The 20,333-nt window shown below is 63.9% G+C and carries 23 protein-coding genes; 15 read left to right on the forward strand and 8 right to left on the reverse strand.

The genetic code is table 11. The annotated features are described in order from the left end of the window. Positions 1–9 precede the first annotated feature (9 nt). On the reverse strand, positions 10–756 hold the full coding sequence (locus LB513_RS19335; protein ID WP_224665107.1) for an SDR family oxidoreductase: 747 nt from the start codon (positions 754–756) through the stop codon (positions 10–12). 101 nt (positions 757–857) lie between these two features. On the opposite strand from LB513_RS19335, the gene LB513_RS19340 reads away from it, so the two are divergent. The 7 genes from LB513_RS19340 (at position 858) to LB513_RS19370 (ending at position 7,079) form a co-directional block, all read left to right on the forward strand. Beyond that, positions 858–1,829, forward strand: coding sequence for a thiamine pyrophosphate-dependent dehydrogenase E1 component subunit alpha (locus LB513_RS19340; protein WP_224665108.1), 972 nt, complete (start codon positions 858–860; stop codon positions 1,827–1,829). A gap of 1 nt (position 1,830) precedes the next feature. After that, positions 1,831–2,805 (forward strand): alpha-ketoacid dehydrogenase subunit beta, encoded by a 975-nt coding sequence (locus tag LB513_RS19345; protein ID WP_224665109.1) that lies wholly within the window; start codon positions 1,831–1,833, stop codon positions 2,803–2,805. 11 nt (positions 2,806–2,816) lie between these two features. Beyond that, positions 2,817–4,115, forward strand: a complete 1,299-nt coding sequence (locus LB513_RS19350) for an acetoin dehydrogenase dihydrolipoyllysine-residue acetyltransferase subunit (protein WP_224665110.1) — start codon at positions 2,817–2,819, stop codon at positions 4,113–4,115. Between the two features lie 80 nt (positions 4,116–4,195). Next, positions 4,196–4,519 carry an NIPSNAP family protein gene (locus LB513_RS19355; protein ID WP_224665111.1) on the forward strand — a complete coding sequence of 108 codons (324 nt, stop codon included), beginning with the start codon at positions 4,196–4,198 and terminating at the stop codon, positions 4,517–4,519. A gap of 1 nt (position 4,520) precedes the next feature. Beyond that, on the forward strand, positions 4,521–5,387 hold the full coding sequence (locus LB513_RS19360) for a hypothetical protein (protein WP_224665112.1): 867 nt from the start codon (positions 4,521–4,523) through the stop codon (positions 5,385–5,387). Further along, entirely contained in the window at positions 5,387–6,310 is a 924-nt protein-coding gene (locus tag LB513_RS19365) for a 3-hydroxyacyl-CoA dehydrogenase NAD-binding domain-containing protein (protein ID WP_224665113.1), read from the forward strand. The genes LB513_RS19360 and LB513_RS19365 overlap by 1 nt, the downstream gene beginning before the upstream one ends. 19 nt (positions 6,311–6,329) lie before the next feature. Beyond that, positions 6,330–7,079 (forward strand): SDR family oxidoreductase, encoded by a 750-nt coding sequence (locus tag LB513_RS19370; RefSeq protein ID WP_224665114.1) that lies wholly within the window; start codon positions 6,330–6,332, stop codon positions 7,077–7,079. 21 nt (positions 7,080–7,100) lie between these two features. Here the strand turns inward: LB513_RS19370 and LB513_RS19375 are convergent, their stop codons facing one another. After that, positions 7,101–7,853 carry a pyrroline-5-carboxylate reductase family protein gene (locus tag LB513_RS19375; RefSeq protein WP_224665115.1) on the reverse strand — a complete coding sequence of 251 codons (753 nt, stop codon included), beginning with the start codon at positions 7,851–7,853 and terminating at the stop codon, positions 7,101–7,103. Between the two features lie 110 nt (positions 7,854–7,963). Here LB513_RS19375 and LB513_RS19380 point away from each other — a divergent pair, with 110 nt between their 5' ends. The 7 genes from LB513_RS19380 to LB513_RS19410 all read left to right on the forward strand — a co-directional run bounded on the left by LB513_RS19380 (position 7,964) and on the right by LB513_RS19410 (position 14,868). Beyond that, positions 7,964–8,737 (forward strand): GntR family transcriptional regulator, encoded by a 774-nt coding sequence (locus LB513_RS19380; protein ID WP_224665116.1) that lies wholly within the window; start codon positions 7,964–7,966, stop codon positions 8,735–8,737. A 141-nt stretch (positions 8,738–8,878) separates the two neighbouring features. After that, a complete protein-coding gene (locus tag LB513_RS19385; RefSeq protein WP_224665117.1) occupies positions 8,879–9,991 on the forward strand; it encodes a branched-chain amino acid ABC transporter substrate-binding protein in 1,113 nt (370 codons plus the stop codon). A 149-nt stretch (positions 9,992–10,140) separates the two neighbouring features. Then, positions 10,141–11,091, forward strand: a complete 951-nt coding sequence (locus LB513_RS19390; RefSeq protein ID WP_224665118.1) for a branched-chain amino acid ABC transporter permease — start codon at positions 10,141–10,143, stop codon at positions 11,089–11,091. Next, positions 11,091–12,086, forward strand: coding sequence for a branched-chain amino acid ABC transporter permease (locus LB513_RS19395; RefSeq protein WP_224665119.1), 996 nt, complete (start codon positions 11,091–11,093; stop codon positions 12,084–12,086). The genes LB513_RS19390 and LB513_RS19395 overlap by 1 nt, the downstream gene beginning before the upstream one ends. Then, the gene (locus tag LB513_RS19400; RefSeq protein ID WP_224665120.1) at positions 12,083–12,913 is read left to right on the forward strand and encodes an ABC transporter ATP-binding protein; all 831 of its coding nucleotides are present in this window, start codon (positions 12,083–12,085) and stop codon (positions 12,911–12,913) included. Before LB513_RS19395 ends, LB513_RS19400 begins: the two co-directional genes overlap by 4 nt. Then, a complete protein-coding gene (locus tag LB513_RS19405) occupies positions 12,837–13,586 on the forward strand; it encodes an ABC transporter ATP-binding protein (RefSeq protein WP_224665121.1) in 750 nt (249 codons plus the stop codon). The genes LB513_RS19400 and LB513_RS19405 overlap by 77 nt, the downstream gene beginning before the upstream one ends. Next, positions 13,579–14,868 carry an NAD(P)/FAD-dependent oxidoreductase gene (locus LB513_RS19410; RefSeq protein WP_224665122.1) on the forward strand — a complete coding sequence of 430 codons (1,290 nt, stop codon included), beginning with the start codon at positions 13,579–13,581 and terminating at the stop codon, positions 14,866–14,868. Before LB513_RS19405 ends, LB513_RS19410 begins: the two co-directional genes overlap by 8 nt. A gap of 46 nt (positions 14,869–14,914) precedes the next feature. Here the strand turns inward: LB513_RS19410 and LB513_RS19415 are convergent, their stop codons facing one another. The 3 genes from LB513_RS19415 to LB513_RS19425 all read right to left on the reverse strand — a co-directional run bounded on the left by LB513_RS19415 (position 14,915) and on the right by LB513_RS19425 (position 17,254). Further along, complete coding sequence (locus tag LB513_RS19415) at positions 14,915–15,394, reverse strand: AtaL-like protein (RefSeq protein ID WP_224665123.1); 480 nt, start codon at positions 15,392–15,394, stop codon at positions 14,915–14,917. Between the two features lie 38 nt (positions 15,395–15,432). Next, positions 15,433–16,296, reverse strand: a complete 864-nt coding sequence (locus tag LB513_RS19420) for an SDR family oxidoreductase (protein ID WP_224665124.1) — start codon at positions 16,294–16,296, stop codon at positions 15,433–15,435. A 289-nt stretch (positions 16,297–16,585) separates the two neighbouring features. After that, a complete protein-coding gene (locus LB513_RS19425) occupies positions 16,586–17,254 on the reverse strand; it encodes an NAD(P)-dependent oxidoreductase (RefSeq protein ID WP_224665125.1) in 669 nt (222 codons plus the stop codon). Positions 17,255–17,371: 117 nt separating this feature from the next. Here LB513_RS19425 and LB513_RS19430 point away from each other — a divergent pair, with 117 nt between their 5' ends. After that, a complete protein-coding gene (locus LB513_RS19430; protein WP_224665213.1) occupies positions 17,372–18,262 on the forward strand; it encodes a LysR family transcriptional regulator in 891 nt (296 codons plus the stop codon). Between the two features lie 116 nt (positions 18,263–18,378). On the opposite strand, the gene LB513_RS19435 is transcribed toward LB513_RS19430, so the two are convergent. From LB513_RS19435 to LB513_RS19445, 3 genes are read right to left on the reverse strand one after another with little or no spacing between them, the layout of a single operon-like run. Then, positions 18,379–19,236 carry a hypothetical protein gene (locus LB513_RS19435; RefSeq protein ID WP_224665126.1) on the reverse strand — a complete coding sequence of 286 codons (858 nt, stop codon included), beginning with the start codon at positions 19,234–19,236 and terminating at the stop codon, positions 18,379–18,381. A 53-nt stretch (positions 19,237–19,289) separates the two neighbouring features. Next, a complete protein-coding gene (locus tag LB513_RS19440; RefSeq protein WP_224665214.1) occupies positions 19,290–19,655 on the reverse strand; it encodes a phage holin family protein in 366 nt (121 codons plus the stop codon). 26 nt (positions 19,656–19,681) lie between these two features. Continuing rightward, positions 19,682–20,293 carry a hypothetical protein gene (locus LB513_RS19445; protein WP_224665127.1) on the reverse strand — a complete coding sequence of 204 codons (612 nt, stop codon included), beginning with the start codon at positions 20,291–20,293 and terminating at the stop codon, positions 19,682–19,684. Positions 20,294–20,333: the final 40 nt, after the last annotated feature.

Below are 20,333 nucleotides of genomic sequence, written 5' to 3' on the forward strand. Positions count from 1 at the left end.
CCGCCGCTCTCACCAGGCAGTCATGCCGCCGTCGACTGTCAGGATAGAGCCGGTCGCAAAGGAGGATTCGTCGCTGGCCAGCCACAGGATCGCCTGCGCGATCTCGGCCGGCTGGGCGACGCGGTTCATCGGCGCGCGCGCATTCAACGCCGTGACGAAGCCCTGCGGGTCGGAATGGGTTTCGAGAATCTTGTCGAAATAGCTCGACCAGGTGGTGCCAGGGGCCACGGCGTTCACGCGAATCCTGTCTGCGGCGTGGTCGAGCGCCATGGCGCGTGTCAGCGCCGCGACGCCGCCCTTCGACGCGACATAGGCCGCCCGGTCGGCAATCCCAACCTGGGCGACGTTGGAGGCCGTATTCACGATCACTCCGCCGCCGCCCGCAGCCATGACTGGAACGGCATATTTGGAGCAGAGGAAGACGCCCTTGAGATTGACGGCCATCAGCGCATCCCAGTCTTGCGCCGCGGTGGTGACGACGGAGCCGCGTATGCCGTAGCCGGCATTGTTGACGAGCACGTCTATACGCCCGAACGCCTCCTGCGCGCGCGCCACCATAGCCATCACCGAACGCTCGTCCGAGACATCGGCCTCCATAGCCAGTTGACCCGTGCTGTCCGCAACGTCTTTTGCTTTGGCACCGTCGCGGTCCACGACCAGGACACGCGCGCCCTGCTGCACGAACAGCTCCGTCACCGCCGCGCCAATGCCGGCTCCTGCGCCAGTGACGATCGCCATCTTGTCCTTCAAACGCATTGTCGATCCCGTTTTCCAGATTGTTTCGTTCGCATCTTGCAGAAGCTCTTGCAAAGTGTCGACACTTTTGTATTTAATTTCGCACGAGATCGGAGATATCGGTGAAAAACACTCCTTCCGTCGAACAGCACCTGGAAATCTATCGCCGCATGCTGCTGGTGCGGCATCTGGAAGAGAGCCTTGGCGTGCTCCACAAGGAAGGACGCACACGCGGTCCCATCCATCGCTGCGACGGCCAGGAAGCCGTCGGTGTGGCGGCAACCGCGGTGCTGGAGGCAGGTGACAAGGTCGCCACCACCCATCGCGGCCACGCGGTCTATATCGGCAAGGGCATGGCCATGCGCCCCGTTGTCGCCGAGATCCTTGGCCGCGCCACCGGCGCCTGCGGCGGACGCGCCGGCCACATGCTGATCGCCGATGCCGAGCTGGGCGTGATCGGCGGCAATGCCATCGTCGGCGCCGGCATTCCGGCGGCGACCGGCATGGCCCTCTCCATGCAGATCATGGGCACCGGTAACGTCGCCATGTGCATTTTCGGCGACGGCGCCGCCCAGACCGGCATCTGTCACGAGGCAATGAACATGGCGGGACTGTGGAAGTTGCCTGTCGTCTTCGTGCTCGAGCACAACCAGTTCGGCCTGACCGTGCCCTCGGATGTGCAGTCGCCGGTGGCGGATCTGTCGATCCGCGCCGCCGGCTATGCCATGCCGGCCGAGATCGTCGACGGTAACGACGCTATCGCGGTCTACCGCGCCGTTTCTGCCATGACCGAACGGGCCCGGCGCGGCGAAGGCCCCGGCATGGTCGAATGCAAGACTTACCGCGTCGAAGGCTTTTCCACGTCCGACATGGGCGGCTACCAAAAGCCGGAAGACATCACCGCCTGGAGGGCACGCGACCCGCTGCTGGTTTCGCGCCAGGCACTTCTTGTCGGCGTCGATGAGGCCAAGCTCGCCAAAATCGAGGCGGCGGCCAAGGCCGAGGTGGCGGAAGCCTTCGAGACGGCTCTCTCCGACCCAATGCCGGCATTCCTGGTCGACGAAGCCTGCAATCCCTATAGCGAGGCGTACTGACATGGCCATGATGCGGTACGCGGAGGCGCTCAACGCAGCGCTGCGCGAAGAGATGCAGGCCGATTCGTCCGTGTTCCTCTTCGGCGAGGACATCGGCCGCTACGGAGGCGTCTTCAAGGTGACAAGGGGTCTGATGGAGGAGTTCGGCGAGTCGCGCGTGCGAGACACGCCGATTTCCGAACAGGCGATGACCGCCATGGCGGTGACCGCGGCCATGACGGGCACCCGTCCGGTGCTGGAAATCATGTATGCCGACTTCATACCGCTGACGCTCGATGCCCTGGTCAACCAGGCCTCCATCTACAACTACATCTGGAACGGCCAGGTGAAGATGCCTTTCGTGCTGCGCACGCAAGGCGGCGGCGGTGCCGGCGCCGGCGCGCAGCACTCGAAGGCGCTTGATTCCATGCTTGCCCACATACCCGGCATCAAGGTGGTCGCGCCTTCGACACCGGCCGACGCCAAGGGCATGCTGAAGGCCGCAATCCGCGACGACCAGCCGGTGGTCTTCCTGGAGCACAAGCTGCTCTATAACATTCGCGGCGAGGTGCCGAATGGCGATGTGACGGTGCCGCTCGGCAAGGCCGCAACCATGCGCGAGGGTAGCGACATTTCGATCTTCGCCACGTCCAAGATGGTGGTGGAGGCGTTGAAGGCCGCCGAGCTCCTCGCGGCGGACGGCGTGTCGGCGGAGATCGTCGACCTGCGGTCGCTGCGCCCACTCGATGTCAACGCCATCGTCGCCTCCATCTCGAAAACGCACCATGCCGTGGTGGTCAATGAAGGCTGGCGCTTCTGCGGCTATGCCGCCGAGCTCTCGGCAACGATCATGGACCACGCTTTTGACGAGCTCGATGCACCGGTCGCGCGCGTCACCCTGCCTGACATGCCGATCCCCTACGCCGAACCGCTGGAAACGGCGATGCTGCCGAATGCAGAAAAGATCCGTACTGCGGCGCTGAAGACGCTGAACTGACGGAGGCGGCGATGACAACCCATCCGATCACGATCGACAGCGCCGGCGGCGAATACATGGAAGCCGTGCTCGTGATCGCCTGGGCGGTGAAGCCCGGCGATCCGGTCAAGGCCGGCGATCTGGTCGTCACCGTCGAAACGGCCAAGGCCGCGACAGATATCGAGGCAGACCGCGACGGCTGGCTGGCTGACATCTTCTTCGGCGAAGGCCAGGAAGCGCCGGTGGGCGCCGTGCTCGGCACGATCGCGGACGAGAAGCCTAAGGCTGACCAACCCGCTTCAGTCGAGCCGGCGCCAGCAGCCGCCACGGCAGCCAAGCCGCGCGAGCCTGTGGCCGGCGAAGCCTCTCCCTCCGTCAGGCAGGCCGGCAGCCGCCCGATCGTCAGCCCCCTTGCCCGGCGGCTTGCCGCGACGGCGGGGCTCGATCTTGCCACCATTTCGGGAAGCGGGCCGCGCGGACGCATCAAGCAGCGCGACATCGATGCCGCCCTTGCCGCGCGCACGAACGAACGGGATAGCGCGGTCCAACCGACGCCGGCCCGGGGCCAGATATCGTCCCTTGCCGCGCCGGCGCCGGCCAGACAGACCGTGCCGATGGTTTTCATCCATGGCTTCGGGGCGGACCGCTCCGTGTGGCGGCAGGTCATCCCGCTGCTCGGGCCCGGAATCGAGACAATCGCTCTCGACCTGCCCGGCCACGGCGGTCAAGCCGGAGCAACGGCGAGCAGCATCGAGGAGATCGCTTTCCTCCTTTCCGACCGGCTGGAGGACATGGGCGTGGGCGATGCGCATCTCGTCGGCCATTCGCTTGGCGGCGCGGCGGCTCTCGCGCTTGCCCGGCTTGGCCGGCTAGCGGTCCGTTCCGTCACGCTTCTGGCTCCCGGCGGGCTCGGGCCCGAGATCAATGCCGGCTTCATTGCCGGGCTCGCCCGCGCAACAACCGTGCAGGCACTGGAGCGCTGGTTGGCGGTCACGGTCGGCGACCCCTCGGCCTTGCCGCAAGGCTACGCGCAGGCCGTGCTGCGGCAGATCGAAAAGAACGGCAATCGCAGCACGCTCGCCGCGATGGGGGAAAGCCTGTTCCCCGACGGGACGCAGGGCTTCGATCTTGCCGGGGCGCTCGCGGAACTCGCCGTGCCGACGCGGCTCATCTGGGGCAGGCTCGACCGTATCATCCCTGTGACCCATGCGGACCGCTCGCCAGGCTTTGCCGCTGTCCACCTTCTCGACGGCGTGGGGCATGTCGCGCAGATCGAGGCGCCGGCGCTGACCGCACGGCTGATAACCGAGACGGTGCGAAGCGCCGGCTGAGCCGCGGCGGCGGAAGCACGCAGACCACCAGTAGACGGGCGCCCGGGGCGCCGCAGCAGATGCCAGAAGGAGCGCCCAAGATGATCTTCGACCACCGCACTTACACCGCTCGCCCGAACAAGCTGTCGCATTTCCTCAACCTCTACGAGGAGGTCGGCCTGCCCATGCAGCGGCAGTATCTGGGCGAGCCCTTCGGCTTTTTCCAGACGCATATCGGTGATCTCTCGCGCACCGTGCATCTGTGGAAATATGACAGCCTTGCCGACCGGGAAGAGCGGCGCGACCGCATGGAGGCCGATCCCGAATGGCAGGCCTACCGGCGCAAGGTGATCGAAACCGACTATCTGCTCGATATGCGCAACCAGATCCTCAAGCCCGTTTCGTTCTTCAATCCGGGAAAATAAGATGGATCTGATTTTCTCGGCCGAGGGGCAAAGCTGGCCGCTGCGGCTCACCGGCAATGCCGGCCGTACCCGCCGTGCCTTGCTTTCGGCGCTGCCAATGCGCCTGCAACTGCATACGCCCAAGATCGCCGGCAGCCATATCTACTGGCATGCACCCTTCGTCGAGGACGTTGAGGGAGCCACACATGTGCTTGCCGCGACCGCAGGCGCCTTTATCTATTGGCCGGTGCGGCAGTTCCTGGAAATCACCTTCGCGCCGCTTCAGGCCGAAAATGCCGAGATCACCGTTCTCGGCCATCTTGACGCACCGGTGGAAGGCGTTGCCGAACTCGCCGCGACCTTGAAGCGGGATCAGGGAAGACGCATTCTGGAAGGCACGCTGGTCCAATCGGGTGGCGGCGCAGCCGAGCCGTCGGCGCAATCGCCGTTGCCCCAGGATATCATCGCTGCGCGCAAGGCGTTGTGGGCGGCTTGTCCCGCCGATATCAGCAACGTCACCGCGTCGCGCGCGATCATGCATCCCGCAGGTCCCGTTCTTACGGCGGAGTCGGAAGCGCGGGTGCTGCACGAGCTGCTGTGGTGGATCCGCGCGGCGCGCGGCCGGGATGAGGCCGTGCGGCGGCAGATGGCCGCGCTTGCGCTCAACAAGACCGGCACCCGGCTGCGCGACTTCTGCCATATGGAAGAAACGCCGGCTTTGCTGTTCCGGCTCGAGGCGGCGATGGGTGACGTCCATCCCTTCGATCTCCTGATCGACGAGGCAATCCTGGCCGCTGGTCGGATCGGCGCCTGGCTCGATCTCCTCATCCCATGGAACGACCTCAACGAGGCTTTTCGCGGCGCGCTCGATGGCAGGAAGGCCAGTTGATGGAAAAGGTGAGGGTCGGCATTGTCGGCTTCGGCGTGATCGGTCAGCGCTGGGCGGCTTGTTTCGCCCATGCCGGCCACCCGGTTCGCGTCTTCGAGCCGACGGATCGGCGCGAGACGGCATTCAGCGAAGTGTTGCCCGGCCTCATGGGCGATCTCGACGCGCTGAAGGGGCCTTCGCCGGCTCCCGGTGCCGTGCGTCTTTTCCCGACGCTCGCAGAGACGCTCGAAGGCGTCGGGTTCGTGCAGGAGAACGGCCCGGAAAACCTGGCCCTCAAGCGCCGGCTGCTCGCCGAAATCGAGGACCATGTCGGTGATGAGGTCATCATCGCCTCTTCCTCCTCGGCGCTGCTGGTGTCCGACATGCAGGCGGAATGCCGCCTGCCCGGCCGCATCGTGCTTGGTCATCCCTTCAACCCCGCACATCTGATGCCACTGGTCGAGATCGTCGGCGGCACGGCGACCTATCCAAGAGCTCTCGGCGAGGCACGCGCACTCTATGAGGCGATCGGCAAGAAGCCGGTGACTCTCAACCGGGAAGTGACAGGTCATATCGCCCTGCGCCTGATGGCCGCCATGTGGCGCGAAGCGATCGCGCTGGTGCGCGACGGTGTCGCCTCCGTCGAGGACGTCGATCGAGCCTTCATGTATGGGCCGGGGCCGAAATGGACGCTGCAGGGCTCGTTCATTTCCAACAGCCTCAACGCCGGCGGCATAGGCGATTTCCTGCAAAAATATGGCCCAACCTATCAGGCGATCTGGGACACGCTGCTCGATGCCAGGCTCGACGACGAGACAATTCGCACGGTTAGCGCGTCCACGAGTGCAGCCGTTAACGGACGCAGCCAGGATGAACTCAAGGCGGCACGCGAGGCCGGCCTTGTCGATATCCTGAAAACGGTGGCCCAACGCGGCGCGCTTTGAGCGCTTCAGGAGAGCAAGCATGGATTACCGAACCGCCCTCGTCACCGGCGCCTCGAAGGGCATCGGCGCGGCCATCGTCGATGGCCTGGTGGCGGAAGGATTGACCGTCCATGCGCTGGCGCGCAGCAATGACGCTCTGCAGGCTTTGCAGCAACAGCTCGGAGCCCAGGTCAAGCCACTGGTCGCCGATGTGCGGGACCATCAGGCGATCGCTTCGGCACTCGGTTCGACGGAAATCGATGTGCTGGTGAACAATGCCGGCGGTCTTGCCACGGTGCGTCCCCTTCATGAGCAGAGCGCCGAGGAAACAGCCGAGGCGGTGGCGCTGAACCTCACCGCGCCGTTGCAGCTCATCCGCCTGCTGCTGCCGGGCATGATAGCGCGCAAGCGTGGCCACATCTTCAACCTGACCAGCACGGTCGCCGGCGCCGTGTTTCCCGGCACGACGACCTATGGCGCCGCCAAGGCAGGCCTCTCCCAGGCCGGCCGTATCCTGCGATTCGATCTCGCCGGCACCGGCGTTCGACTGACCGAGATCGCGCCCGGCCGTGTGCAAACGGATTTTTACCTGAAGGCCTTCAACGGCGACCGCGAGGGTCTGCGCAAACGGATGCACAGCGAGCAGCGCCCCCTCGATCCGGCTGATGTTGCAACAGTGCTTGTTACCGCGTTGCGGATGCCGGACCATGTCGACATAGCCGAACTTACTGTCTCGCCGAGCGAGCAGGCAACCGGCGGACACATCTATCCGCCAGCCCCGCAGCGGTGACCGGGTCTCAGCGGAGCCGTGTCAACCGGAGCGGGTCAATTTGGCGAGCACGGCCGTGCAGGCCTCCTCCCAGGCCTCGGGCACGCCGCGCGCCGAAAGGACTTGCAGGCCCAGCTCGGTGATGCCGCCGGGTGTGACCAGCTCTTCGAGCATTTGATCCATCGGCGAGCTCTTCTCCGCAATCAGCCGCCCAGCGGCCACGAAGGTCATTGCCGCCAGCCGACGCGCGATTGCCGGGTCGAGACCTCTGGCGCTTGACCAGTCAGCCGTACTGCGGATCAGATCCTGCGCCCAGCCGTATACGGCGGCGCTGACCGTAGCCACCTCGAAGTCCGTTTCGCCGGCTAGAGCGATCGAGGGGCCGAGCCGGTCAAGAACCGTCCGCGCCTGCTCTAGATCGGGGAAATAGACCGTCGGACTGGAGGCAATCTCCGAAGCCGTGAACGGCATGGCGCGCACGGCCCTCGCGGGAGCGACATCGAGCCGTGACAGCGGAACGCCGGCGCAGACCGAAATCAACACCTGACCCTCCCGCCAAGGCAAGCCTTGAACCGCGTCCGCCGCATGGGCGGGCCGAACGGACAGTATGACGACGTCGGCGCGTTCGACGAGATCGCGATTGTCCACCGCCAATCGAAAGCCATGGCGGGCGGCAAGTGCCGTTGCCTTGCCGCGCGGCGACAGGATGACTGCGGCGGGGTCAAGCCCGGAACGCAGGAACCCGGCCACCATGGATGCCGCGAGATGTCCGACGCCAAGAATACCGATGATCATGCTTGTCTCCAGGACTGTATCCTGTGGCTTGCCATCGCCGCGAAGTTGGGAAAGAAAGGCGCACCATAAAGTGTCGACACGGCATGCAGACAAACCGGATTGGAACTTTCATGACCGAACGTGCCGAGATTGGCGCCGACAACGATCCGTCCTTCGCCAGTGAGGCGGAGACACGCCGCACCGCCGACAGCAGCGAGCGCGCGTACCTCAGTATCCGCAAGCTTCTTGTCGAGTTCAAGCTGAAGCCTGGCGAACGCATCAACGAGGTCCAGCTTTCGCGCAGCCTCGGCGTGTCGCGCACGCCGATCCGCGAGGCGCTGAACCGGCTTGCTTCCGAGGGCTTCGTTTCGCTCACACCCAATCGCGGTTTCTTCGTCAGGAGCCTCAGCACCGAGGGTCTGCTCGACCTCTACGAGCTGCGCTCCATCATCGAATGCGCGGCCTTCAAGCTGATGTGCGAGCGCGCGGACGATAGCGAGATCGATCGTTTGCGGCAGTACTGGGAAGCAATTGTCGATGTCTACCCGAACCAGCCCCCGGACATCATCCTGGCCGAGGACGAAGGCTTCCACCTGCTCATCGCCGAACTGTCCGGAAATCCCGAACTCGTCGGACAGCTCAGCTCCATCAACGCCCGCATCCGCTTCATCCGGCGCATCCAGATCGAGCATCCGTCGCACGACAAGGCACAGATCACCTCGCATTCGGCCATCGTCGAAGCCGCCGTCAAGCGTGACGCCGAGAACGGCGCGAAACTGTTGCGCGAACATATTGAAATGACCGTCTCCGCCACACAGCAGGCGCTCAAGGACGCGCTGCTCAAGGTTTTCGCGCCCGACAATGGTGCCGAGTTAAAGCGCCGGCGAAGGGGTCGCGAAGGCTAATCGATAGCTGAGCACAAAATTGAACGCAATAGTGTCGACACTTTCTTGACGGCGCTCTCTTTGTCTGCTTCGATGGGCTTACACGGGGAAGAAGACCGGAACGGCCTCTCCTGTCGTAGTCAGCAGCTAAGGGGAACCACGATGAAAAAATCTATCGCCGCACTTCTTCTCGGCGCCTCGTTTTTTGCAGCGCCGGCCATGGCCGAGGAGATCACGGTCGGACTGTCCGCGCCACTTTCGGGCGCGCAGGCTTATTTCGGCAGCACCTGGCACAATGGCTTCAAGCTCTACGTCGACAAGCTGAACGCCGATGGCGGCGTCAATGGCGTCACCATCGCCTATGACCAGCAGGACGACAAAGCGGACCCGCGCGAAGGAACGCTGGTGGCCCAGAAATTCTGCGACAATGACAAGGTCGTGCTTGGCCTTGTGAACTTCAATTCCGGCGTCGCCCAGTCGACGCTGCCGATCTATGAAGACTGCACGCTGCCAACCATGACATTCGGCTCCAATCCGTCGCTCACCAAGCAGGGCTACAAGTTCATGGTGCGCCCGGTGGCCAACGATCTCGCCGGCGCATTGCTGCCGGCAGAATACGCGCTGGGCAAGCTCGGCGCCAAGACCGCTGTGATCGTCAACGACAAGCAGGTCTTCGGCCAGGGCATTTCAGAAATCTTCGCCAAGAACTTCGAAGCTGGCGGCGGCAAGGTCCTCGATACCATTGCCGTGACGCCGTCCGACGTGGACTTCACCGCCGTGCTGGCCCAGATCAAGTCCAAGAAGCCCGACGCGATCTATCTCGGCGCCGTCATGCCGCAGCTTGCCTTGTTTGCCAAGCAGATGCACGAGCAGGGCATCACCGCTGCGCTGATGGTGCCGGATGGCGGCTACACCCCGGACCTCATCAAGCAGGCCGGCGAAGCCAACGTACAGGGCACGCTTGTGGCGATCCAGGTGCCGCCAATGGACGCCTCCCCCGAGATCGCCGATTTCGCCAAGCTCTACAAGGCGAAGTATGGCGAGGAAGCCGGCCCCTATTCCATCTACGGCTATGTGCAGGGCCAGATCCTGGAACAGGTGCTGAAGACGACCAAAGGCCTGACGCGCGAGGACATCAACGCGGCCTTGCATGCGGTCAAGGCAAAGACGGTCGTCGGCGAACTGGAATTCGACGAAACCGGCGAATTGAAGGTCGCCCCCTCCTACCTCTACAAGGTGGAGGGAACGGGCTTCAAGCTCGTCGGTTCGAAGTAGCAGCCTGACCGCCGGAGCCGCATCGCCAGGCGCGAAGCGGCTCCTTAACCTGTTGACGGGCGTGCCCGCCGCAAGTACGGGCGGCCTCGTCGACCATTCCCCTTCCGGTTCGGCCGGTCCATGGGGTTGCAGGCACAGGACGCCGGCCCATGCTGGGACACCTTCTCCAACAGACGGTCAATGCGCTGACCATCGGCTCGATCTACGCCCTGATCGCGCTCGGCTACACGATGGTCTACGGCGTCTTGCGCATGATCAACTTCGCCCATGGCGAAATGTTCATGCTCGGCGCCTATGTCGCGTTTCTTGCGCTCAGCCTGTTGGTCGGCGATGTCGGGATGTCGGGCGCGCTGGCCCTTACCGCGGCCTTTCTCGTGGCGATCTTCCTTGTCGGCCTGATCGGCGTCGGTATCGAAAGGGTGGCCTATAAACCGCTGAGAAGCTCCACCCGGCTGGCGCCCATGCTCTCCTCGCTCGGCGTCTCCTTGTCGCTCGTCACGGGTGTGCAGATCCTGGCCGGTCCACAGCCGGTCGCCTTTCCCAGCTTCTTTCCCGTCATCCGCTATGAGGTGATGGGCGGCACGATCAGCTTGATGCAGATCGGCATCCTGATCGCCGCCTTCGCGCTGATGTTCGGCCTGCATGTCCTGGTCAACCGGAGCCGTATCGGCATCATCGTGCGCGCCGTTTCCGAAAGCCGCCCGACCGCGCAACTGCTTGGCATCAACGTCAACGGCGCCATCTCGATGGTGTTTTTCGTCGGGCCGCTGCTCGGCGCGGCCGGCGGCATCCTCTATTCGAGCTATTATGGCATCATGTCGCCTAGCATGGGCGCCGTCATCGGGCTGAAAGCCTTCACCGCGGCCATCCTCGGCGGCATCGGATCGATCCCCGGCGCCATGCTCGGCGCCTTCATCCTGGCTTTCATCGAAGTGTGGGGGACAGCGCTGCTGCCTATCGTCACGAACGGCGTGCTCGGCACCGAGTATCGCGACGTTCTCGCCTTTGCGATCCTCATCCTCGTGCTTCTGGTGCGTCCCGCCGGCTTACTCGGCGAGGCCGTCTCCGAGGAAAGCATCGTTTACAAGAGAGAATTCTGATGGCGGCCGCCGACATCCTCGCCCCGGCCCGGCCGCGTGCGAACCGGGCGATATCCTGGCTCGTCTTCGCCCTTGTGATTGCGCTGATCGCGGCCACTCCATTCCTGCCCAACTATCATGTCCGTGTCCTCAACAGCCTGCTGATCTACGTTTTGCTCGGCATCGGCCTGAACATCGTTATAGGCTATACGGGGCTTCTGGATCTGGGCTTTGTCGCCTTCTACGCGGTCGGGGCCTATAGCTACGGGTTGTTGGCAAGCCCGCAACTCGGCCTGCATATGCCGTTCCTTCTCATCCTGCTCGTCGGCGCCTGCCTTGGCGCGGTCACGGGCATATTGCTCGGCATTCCGGTGCTGCGGTTGCGCGGCGACTATCTGGCGATCGTCACGCTTGGCTTCGGCGAGATCATCCGCATCATCATCAACAATCTCGATTGGCTGACGGGAGGTCCCCAAGGCATTGCCCGCCTGGACAAGGCCTCGATCCTGGGCATTCAGATTGCCCGGCCGATCGACTTCTTCTGGCTGCTCCTGATCACAGTGCTCGTCGTCGGCACCGTTGTCTGGCGGCTCGAGCGATCCATCCTCGGCAAGGGGTGGGCGGCAATTCGCGAGGACCAGGACGCGGCGCGCGGCATCGGCATCAACACCACCAATGCTAAGCTCGCCGCTTTCGCCACTTCGGCCACGATCGGCTCCATCGCCGGCGTGATCTTCGCCGCATCGCAGCGTTTCGTCAGCCCGGAAAGCTTCACGCTGCAGGAATCGGTGCTGATCGTGCTGATGATCGTTGTCGGCGGCATCGGCAACATCTTCGGCATCGTCGCCGGCGCGGCAATCCTGATCCTGCTGCCTGAATTGCTGCGCGAATTCGCCGAATGGCGTATCCTCTTTCTCGGTCTCTTGATGATCACGCTCATCATCGCTCGCCCGGCCGGCATTGTCCCGCGAAGCTTCGGCCCTGAGAAACTGATCCGGGGGCTCTTCGGAAAATGACGCTGGTCTTTCAGAGCCTTCGCAAAGTGTATGGCGAGGTCGTCGCCATCGACGACGTGTCGACCTCCTTCGCGCCCGGCATGATCCACGGCGTCATCGGACCGAACGGCGCCGGCAAGTCGACGCTTATCAACATGACCGCCGGCTCCTACACGGTGTCTTCCGGCTCGATCGCCCTCGATGGCAAGCGCCTCGACAAGCTCAAGAAATACCAGATCGCCAATTCGGGAATTGCCCGCACCTATCAGAACATCCGCCTCTTCGACCAGATGACGGCTATCGAAAACCTCGAAGTGTGTTTCTATCCGGCGGAGGTTGCGGCTGCCTGGAGGGAAGTGATCTGGCCGCCCTATGCCAGTGCCCAACGCCGGCGCCGGCGTGAAAAATGCATGGAGATCCTGCGCTTCTTTGACCTTCAGAGCTATGCCGACGTCGATGCGGGCGGCCTGCCCTATGGCCGACAACGCATGCTGGAGATCGCCCGCGCCCTGGTCACCAATCCGCGCGTCCTGCTGCTCGACGAGCCGGCCGCCGGATTGAACCATCACGAGACGGCGGAGCTGACGGCAAAACTCACCGCGTTGCGTTCGCCCGAGCGGATCATGATCGTCGTCGAGCACGACATGGATCTCGTCATGACGCTCTGTGACAGCATCGTCGTCATGCATCATGGGAAACTGCTCTTCCGGGGCACGCCCGCAGAGGTGCAGGCAAGCACCGACGTCCAACTCGCCTATCTGGGAACCGCCAATGACATCGACGACATCCGAGCCGCTGCTCAGGATCGCCGGGCTCAGCTCGGGATACGGGCGCGTCGGCGTTCTTGAGGACATCAGCATTGACGTCGATCCGCACGAGATCGTCGTCATCCTGGGTCCGAACGGCGCCGGCAAGACGACGCTTCTCAACTCGATTTCCGGCGTGGCGCGGCCTACCGCCGGCAGCATCGCCTTCGAAGGCCGCGACATCACCGGGATGCGCCCCGAACAGGTCGTGCGGCTCGGCATCACCCACTGCCCGGAAGGCCGGCAGATCTTCCAGCGCCTGACGGTAGAGGAAAACATGGTCGCGGCCCATATCGGCCGCGGCGAGAAAAGTTTCGAAGCATTGCGCGCCGAGGTGTTCGAGCTGTTCCCGGTTCTTAAGGAGAGGCGCAACGGCATGGCGAGCCGTATGTCCGGCGGCCAGCAGCAGATGCTGGCGATCGGGCGGGCACTTATGGCGGAGCCGAAGCTTCTGATGCTCGACGAACCGTCTCTTGGTCTCGCCCCGAAAATCGTTCACCAGATCTTCCGCATCATTCTCGACCTGTCGCGCAACGGCATTTCGATCCTGCTTGTCGAACAGAACGTTCAGCTGGCGCTCGAATGCGGCGACTACGCCTACCTGCTCAACACGGGCAAGGTGAAGCTGCATGGCCCGGCGCAGGAAATGGCCGCGCATTCGGCCCTGCGGGAACACTATCTCGGCGGCGCCAGCGAGGACGTCCTTCATGTTTGAGGTCGACTGGAAGACGCCGCATCTGTGGCGCAAGACCGCGGACAAGCGCCCGGCCGCACCGGCGCTGCAAGGCGACCTGCAGACGGACGTGCTGGTGGTCGGCGGCGGCTTTACCGGCATGGCCGCGGCCCTCGGTGCGCGCGACAGCGGCGTCAACGTCATCCTGCTTGAAAGCAACGAGATCGGATCGGCTGCTTCGGGCCGCAATAACGGCCTTGTCATTTCTCACCATTCCAAGGCGTCGCCGGCGGAGTTCGAGGCCGTCTACGGCAAGAGGACCGGCGAGCGCTACAATCGCATGGTCGCGGATGCGGCCGGCGTCGCCTTCGGGCTGATGCAGCGCTTCAACATCGACGCCCATCAGGTTCAGGAAGGCTGGATCCAGCCCGCGCACACCGAGGCCACGCTGGCACGCGCGCGCCAGTTCTACGAGGAGTGGAAAGCGTTCGGCGCCAATGTCTCGTGGCTCGACCGGGGCGAGGCCACCGCGCGCATCGGCAGCCCCTATCTCGGCGGCTGGATGGTGCACAATTCCGGCCACATCAATCCGTTCGCCATGACCATTGGCCTTGCCGGCGCACTTGAGCGCGAAGGCGTGACCATCTTCGAGAACTCCTCGGCGAAACGCCTCGAGAAGGTGGAACGCGGTTGGCGTGTCTTCACCGCAGCGGGGAGCGTCACGGCGCCGGAGGTGGTGCTTGCCACGAATGCGCTTACCGGCGACCTCTGGCCCGGGCTAAAGCGGACACTGGTGCCGTTCAAGGTCTTCCAGGCCGCCACAGACCCGTTGCCGGAAGGCATGCGCGCCAAGATCCTTGTCGGCAATCCGGCAGTGTCCGACATGCGCAACGACCTGCGCTATTTCCACTACGATGTCGACGGCCGGCTGGTGAGCGGCGGCACGCATACATTCTGGTTCGACGAGGCCGAGCGCGGTCGCGCCAAGGCGTCGAGCATGCTGGGCAAGGCGTTCCGCGCATTCGGCGGCGAACCGGCGATCAGGGAATACTGGCATGGCGCTTTTGCCGTGGTGCCCGATCGCCGGCCTCGCCTCTATCGCCTGGCGCCCGGCCTTGTGTTTGGCGGCGTCTATTCCGGCCGCGGCGTAGCGCTCGCCATGTCGCTTGGCCAGGAGATAGGCCGCTGGGCAGCGGGCCGGCGCCGCGACGAGCAGATGCCCTTGCCGGTCACCAACATGAAACCAATTCCTTTCCATCCGGTCGCCGTACAGGCCGCCAACCGTATGCATATCTGGAACCGCTTCAAGGATCGAAGCTCTTGATGACTTACAGGCGGAGGGGCGACGTGTCGTCTCAGCGGTCCTGCGCTCACGCATCGAGCCTGCCTTCGGCAAGCAGCTCGCGGGTGCGCTTGAGCGTCGACAGCAGAGCGGCTTTGTAGCCCTTCTCGCTGTCCAGCTGCGCCTGCTCGGCCCGTTCTTCGGGACCATTCGGCTCCCTGTCGCGCAGGCCGAGATAGCAATAGAATTTTAGCTGAAGAGCGCCATCCTCATCCTCGAAGAGTTCGTTGACGATGGCGCCTTCACGCGGCCCCGCGGCCTGGAAAAACGTGACCTTGCCGTTGCCTTCGAGCGTGATGATCTCGCGCAAATCTGAACCCGCGATGGTGGCTTCGCGCACGAAGTGGCTCTTGCTCTCCTCCACCACGTCACAGCGTGTGCAGAGGCCCGGCGGAAGGAACAGGCGCGCGTCGCGCGCCTTCAGCTCGAGGCCCTTCCACACCTGCTCGCGCGTGAGCTTGGTTTCACCGACGGCATTCACCGGAACGGTGGCGGTTGAATAGATCATGATGTGGCTCCCTGGATTGGGTTTCTTGACAACAGGCCTTAGGCAGCGATCTGGGCGGCGTAGTCGCGATAGGAGCGCAGCGGGCGGCCCAGCAGGGCGACCAGGCGATCGACATCCCCGGCCTCCGGGATCATGCCGTCGGTCACGAAGCGCTCGGCCATCAGCCGCATGTCGAGTGCCATCCAGCTCGGCATGAATTGCCGCAGGCTCTGTTCGAATCCCGCCGTGTCGTCGCCGGGGTAGGCGATCGCGCGGCCGAGGATGTCCGTCCAGATCGCCGCGGCGTCCGCGCCTGTCAGCGTGTCGGGGCCGACCAGGTTGATGCGGTTGAGCGGCAGTGGCGTGGACGATTGCTCGCGGCGGACCAGTTCGATCGCGGCGATCTCGCCGACGTCGCGCGCATCGATCATGGCGAGACCCTTGCCGCCGATCGGCATCGGGTAGATGCCGTAGTTGGTGATGACGTCCTTGATGCTCAGCTCATTGTCCATGAAGTAGGCGGGGCGCAGGATGGTGGCGTTGAGGCCCATCTGTTCGATCATCCGCTCGACGCCGAACTTGCCCGCGAAATGCGGCACGTTCACGTAGAGGTCGCTGTGGATCACCGAGAGATAGACGATCCGCTCGATGCCGGCTTCGCGAGCGACCGCCAGCGCGACCAGCGCCTGAGTGTATTCGTCGGCCACCACCCCGTTCAGCAGGAAGAGCGTGGATACGCCCGAGAAGGCGCGCCGCAGGGAATCGACGTCGAGCAGGTCGCCTTGGGCGACTTCGACGCCGGCCGGAAAATTGGCCTTGGATGGGTCGCGGACCAGAACGCGCACATCGGCGCCACGGTTCACGAGGTGTTCGACAACGTTGCGGCCGACATTGCCGGTAGCGCCGGTTACGAGGATGGTCATTTGGGTTACTCCTGCTTGGGTTGTTAAGTCTGGTAGAAATCTAGCGGCCCAGATTCATATCCAATAGCCGCGTGTTTTGAACGCTCCGTCTCACTGGTGGAACGGTGGAGGCGCAGATCGGAGAAGGAGGCGGTAGCGGCAAGCGCTGCGCGATGAGGTAACTGCGTCCGTCCGGACGCCGCTTGTCCATCGCGGCGGCGCGGTGCGCTACGCCCAGCTGAGCATGCCAGCGACCTGCAGGGCTCGCCTCAACCGCTCCGGCGAAGGGTGGCGCCGCAGCGCTATCGGCTCACCAGCTGATCAATGGAGAGCGATGCCGCCAGGCGTCGCTCTCGACCTGGTCGAGGACAAACTTCGCAACGTCCTCCCGCGAGATGCTGCCGCCATGGAAGCCGGACAGATCGGTCAGCGTGCGGAGGGTGCCGCGGCCTGCCTTGTTGTTCAGAATCGATGGCCGGACGATCGTCCAATCGAGACCGGACTCCCTGATGACGGCTTCCTGCCGGTTCTTGTCAGCGTAGACGTTGCGCAGCAGAAGCGGGAATATCACCCTGTCGAACAGGAACCCGCCATGGCCGGCGCTGTCGCCGGCGCCCATCCCGGTAATGGCGACCAGGCGCGAGACGTGCTCCGCCTTCATTGCCTTGACGAGTGCACGGGTCGCGGCGGAGAGCAGCGTGACCTGCTTGAACGGGCTGGCCGGGGTGCCGAGGGCACTGATGACGGCATCCTGGCCTGTAACGGCTTGGCGCAGGCTCTTCTCGTCGCGGGCATCACCGATAACAAGCCGGATGCCGTTCATATCAGCCGCTTTCTCGGGCGACCGGACCAGTGCCGTCACCTCATACCCAAGTGCCAGCGCCTGGCTGACGACGAGGCGGCCAGTGGGCCCTGTCGCGCCGAGAACCAAGACCTTGGTGTGCGGGGCTTGGAGGTTAGGGTTCGTGGACTGGGTCATGGCTTTGTTCCTCAGGTGAGACATTTGCGTTGGGCAGGTTGTTTTCGTGAATATGATTGGTTCACATTTGATGCGATAGACGTTACTATTGGACACGACGTCTCACTGGTGGAACACATGGATTTGCTGGCTCTCGCCGATTTTGTGCTCGTGGCCCGGCACGGCGGCTTCGGCCGCGCAGCACGCGCTGCGACCCGCCCCAAGGCGACTTTGTCGCGACGGGTCGCGGAACTGGAGGCTGGCTTGGGTTTACGACTTGTCGAGCGAGGGGCGCGCGCGCTCAAACTGACCGAGGAGGGTCGAGCGCTTTACGAGCGTGCAGGTCATTTGCTGGCGGAGATCGACGAAACGGCGGCAGCGATTGCTTCGGGCGGACAGAGACCGCGCGGCAAGCTCAGGATCAGCGCTCCGCTGCTCTTCTCTCAGACCGCGATGGGCAAGATTGCCGCTGGTTTTGTGCTGAAGTACCCGGAAGTGAGGCTCGAGGTCTCCACGGAAGACCGCGCTGTGGACATGATCGAGGAAGGGTTCGACCTGGTGATCCGGGTCAATCCGGACCCGGATGAGACGCTTGTGGGAAGGGCGTTCCTGCGCGATCGACTGTTGGTTGCCGCGAGCCCGGCTCTGGCCCGGCCGACGGGAAACCCGAGAGCGCCCGCCGTCATACGAACAGCGGGCGACCGACTGACCTGGCAAGTGACAACCGCCGCCGGACCGAGCGCGATCATGGTCGAGCCTGTTCTCACGCTATCATCGCTCGTCATGGTCCGCGACGCAGTGCGCGCCGGCGTCGGCGCCGGCCGCCTCCCCTTGTCGCTCGTCAGCCATGACCTGGCCCGCGGCACGCTGGTGAACTGGGGCGAGATCGATGGACCCGACATCGTCCTTTGGACGCTCTATCCGTCCAGGCGGCTGTTGAGCGCCCGAGTGTCAGCGTTTCTGAATTATCTCAAGGAGGCCTTCCCGACGGGGGCGCCTGACGAGCTGGCCGCCTATATGGACCCTTAATGGGCGATGCGGCTGCGCACCACCACAACAGCTCAGTAGACACGGCACGGCCGTCTTTCCGCTCCCTTCGGAAACGTCAGGACGGCCGTGTTCCAAAGATGCCCGAACCTGCCGGGTTATCTATCCGCGCCGGTGTCGGACTCGGAGCCCGGCAGCTTGTCCGCCACGGTTTTGAGCTTTTCGCGGACGTTTGACTCGGTTTGCGCCGCTGTTGCCTGAACGACATCCTTGATTTGATCGACCAGGCCGCCGCCGTCGCCCGTCAAGCCCTTCTTGTCGGCTTCGTCCTTCACGCTCTGATAGGCTTGGGCCGCTACGTCCTTGGCGCCCTCAACCCCCTGTTGGAGAAGCTGGCTGGCCTGGTCGCGCAGTTTATCACTCAAGTCTCCGACCTGCGCGTCCTCGATGTCCGTGCGCGGCAGAAGCGCACCGATCGCGGTGCCCAGAGCGAGCCCCAGTGCGGCAAGGACCAAAGGTTCCTGGCGAAGCATGTCGGCAGTGGCGGTCGCGGCTTTGGCTGCCTGACCTGACGTGGCAGAAACGTAGCTGCTCGCCTGCCCCGACAAGGTATGCGCCGCGTCGTGCGCGGTCGTGGAGACTTTCTCGGCTGCGCTTCCGGCCATGGATGATGCCGCCGAGGCCAGGCCCGCAGCCTTGTCCTTGATGGAATCCATCACGCCCTCATTGTCACCGGTGCTGTCGCTTCCGGAATATCCGTAAGAGCCAGCGGGACGTGGCGTAGGTGCCGAACCGGTGGGATATGGGCGGGCCGGGGAGGTGGCTGCCGAGCCACCTTGACCGGCCATCAGCCAGGCAAGGCCGACGCCTACCAACGCGACAGGCAGAGGATTCCCCTGCACCTGCGACTTCAGGGTGGTCAGCATGGATCCGTCGCCGGTGAACATGCCGGAAAATTCGTCGATAAGTTGGCCAGGCGTCATCTTGTTGCGAATGGACTCGGCGGTATCGGACACTCTTGCCCTTGCGAGTTCGGCGTCGTGTTGGAGTTCGGCAGATGTTTTGTCGGTCATTTGACTTGATCCTTGATGACGCTCGCATCGCGCTTGAGCTGACCGGTTGTCCGGTCGGGGGTGAGTTGAGAAGGCTTCATGTTCGCGGCGCCGGTGCGCACCAGTAAGGCCCCCACCAGCGCAACCACAATGCCCACGAGAAGCGACGACCAGCCCGCGCCAAGGCCCGCATTCGCCAATGCGATCACCAAGGCCTGCAGCAGTATCAGCAGCGCGGCCATCAGGCATATGGCGCCGCCCAGCACTTCCGCCGCGCCTGCGCCGGCCTTTTCGGCCTTTTCGTATAATTCGGTTCTGAGCAGCTTGCCTTCGGTCTGCAGCAACGTCGTCACTTGCTGGGAGAGGTCGCTGATCAACCCCATCAAGCTTCTATCGTCCTGACCGGGCGTCATATTTCTGACCCCGCAACCGAGGAGCCAAAGGGCTCGTAGCCCGGGGAGGAAGCAGGTTCCTCCGAGGTCCTGTTCGCATCGGGCTCATCCGAGGCGTTGCTCGCTTCGGCGCTGCCGCTCGGCGACGAACTCTTGATGAACCGGCCGAGCGCCAGTCCGGCAATGACCGAGCCTCCGACCAGTACGCCCGGATTTTGCGTTCCGAACGCCCTGATCTCCGCCAAGACGTCTTGAAAAGGCTTGTCCTTCAGGGAAGCGGACATCCGCTCCAGCCCGCCGGCGGCTTCGAGAGCGAAGCGGGACGCACCTTTCTGGTCGCTGTTGGCCAGGTGTTCACTTGCGGCCCGGATTGCTTCGCTAAAGGCAGTGATGGCGCTGCTGATATTCTTCTGCACGGCTTCGGCCTGGCTGGTCAGGGCTTCCGTGCCTTCGGACGCTATGTCTTTCGCTTTGCCGGCGAGGCCGTCCTTAGCCTCGCCAATAGCCTGGCTAAGCTTCTTTCCGCCGTCGGCCAATCCAGACTGCATATCCGAAAAATCAGTCTTTGCCCTGTCCTGGGCTCTATCCTGGTCATCTTGCATTTCAATCTCCAACGGGTCGGTGGCCATGCGTTAGTGCAAGCCAAGGAACGAAAGGATCGCCAGCACG

It is taken from the genome of Mesorhizobium sp. ES1-1 (assembly GCF_020164785.1).
In the GTDB taxonomy this organism is placed as follows: domain Bacteria; phylum Pseudomonadota; class Alphaproteobacteria; order Rhizobiales; family Rhizobiaceae; genus Mesorhizobium.

What these genes read in the sequence shown, in the direction of transcription:
- LB513_RS19395 (WP_224665119.1), top strand. Translation starts at nt 11,091, where the DNA reads ATGGCGGCCGCCGACATCCTCGCCCCGGCCCGGCCGCGTGCGAACCGG.
- LB513_RS19345 (WP_224665109.1), top strand. Translation starts at nt 1,831, where the DNA reads ATGGCCATGATGCGGTACGCGGAGGCGCTCAACGCAGCGCTGCGCGAA.
- LB513_RS19385 (WP_224665117.1), top strand. Translation starts at nt 8,879, where the DNA reads ATGAAAAAATCTATCGCCGCACTTCTTCTCGGCGCCTCGTTTTTTGCA.
- LB513_RS19380 (WP_224665116.1), top strand. Translation starts at nt 7,964, where the DNA reads ATGACCGAACGTGCCGAGATTGGCGCCGACAACGATCCGTCCTTCGCC.
- LB513_RS19445 (WP_224665127.1), bottom strand. Translation starts at nt 20,293, where the DNA reads ATGGCCACCGACCCGTTGGAGATTGAAATGCAAGATGACCAGGATAGA.
- LB513_RS19360 (WP_224665112.1), top strand. Translation starts at nt 4,521, where the DNA reads ATGGATCTGATTTTCTCGGCCGAGGGGCAAAGCTGGCCGCTGCGGCTC.
- LB513_RS19370 (WP_224665114.1), top strand. Translation starts at nt 6,330, where the DNA reads ATGGATTACCGAACCGCCCTCGTCACCGGCGCCTCGAAGGGCATCGGC.
- LB513_RS19430 (WP_224665213.1), top strand. Translation starts at nt 17,372, where the DNA reads ATGGATTTGCTGGCTCTCGCCGATTTTGTGCTCGTGGCCCGGCACGGC.
- LB513_RS19335 (WP_224665107.1), bottom strand. Translation starts at nt 756, where the DNA reads ATGCGTTTGAAGGACAAGATGGCGATCGTCACTGGCGCAGGAGCCGGC.
- LB513_RS19425 (WP_224665125.1), bottom strand. Translation starts at nt 17,254, where the DNA reads ATGACCCAGTCCACGAACCCTAACCTCCAAGCCCCGCACACCAAGGTC.
- LB513_RS19375 (WP_224665115.1), bottom strand. Translation starts at nt 7,853, where the DNA reads ATGATCATCGGTATTCTTGGCGTCGGACATCTCGCGGCATCCATGGTG.
- LB513_RS19440 (WP_224665214.1), bottom strand. Translation starts at nt 19,655, where the DNA reads ATGGGGTTGATCAGCGACCTCTCCCAGCAAGTGACGACGTTGCTGCAG.
- LB513_RS19355 (WP_224665111.1), top strand. Translation starts at nt 4,196, where the DNA reads ATGATCTTCGACCACCGCACTTACACCGCTCGCCCGAACAAGCTGTCG.
- LB513_RS19365 (WP_224665113.1), top strand. Translation starts at nt 5,387, where the DNA reads ATGGAAAAGGTGAGGGTCGGCATTGTCGGCTTCGGCGTGATCGGTCAG.
- LB513_RS19350 (WP_224665110.1), top strand. Translation starts at nt 2,817, where the DNA reads ATGACAACCCATCCGATCACGATCGACAGCGCCGGCGGCGAATACATG.
- LB513_RS19405 (WP_224665121.1), top strand. Translation starts at nt 12,837, where the DNA reads ATGACATCGACGACATCCGAGCCGCTGCTCAGGATCGCCGGGCTCAGC.
- LB513_RS19420 (WP_224665124.1), bottom strand. Translation starts at nt 16,296, where the DNA reads ATGACCATCCTCGTAACCGGCGCTACCGGCAATGTCGGCCGCAACGTT.
- LB513_RS19400 (WP_224665120.1), top strand. Translation starts at nt 12,083, where the DNA reads ATGACGCTGGTCTTTCAGAGCCTTCGCAAAGTGTATGGCGAGGTCGTC.
- LB513_RS19390 (WP_224665118.1), top strand. Translation starts at nt 10,141, where the DNA reads ATGCTGGGACACCTTCTCCAACAGACGGTCAATGCGCTGACCATCGGC.
- LB513_RS19410 (WP_224665122.1), top strand. Translation starts at nt 13,579, where the DNA reads ATGTTTGAGGTCGACTGGAAGACGCCGCATCTGTGGCGCAAGACCGCG.
- LB513_RS19415 (WP_224665123.1), bottom strand. Translation starts at nt 15,394, where the DNA reads ATGATCTATTCAACCGCCACCGTTCCGGTGAATGCCGTCGGTGAAACC.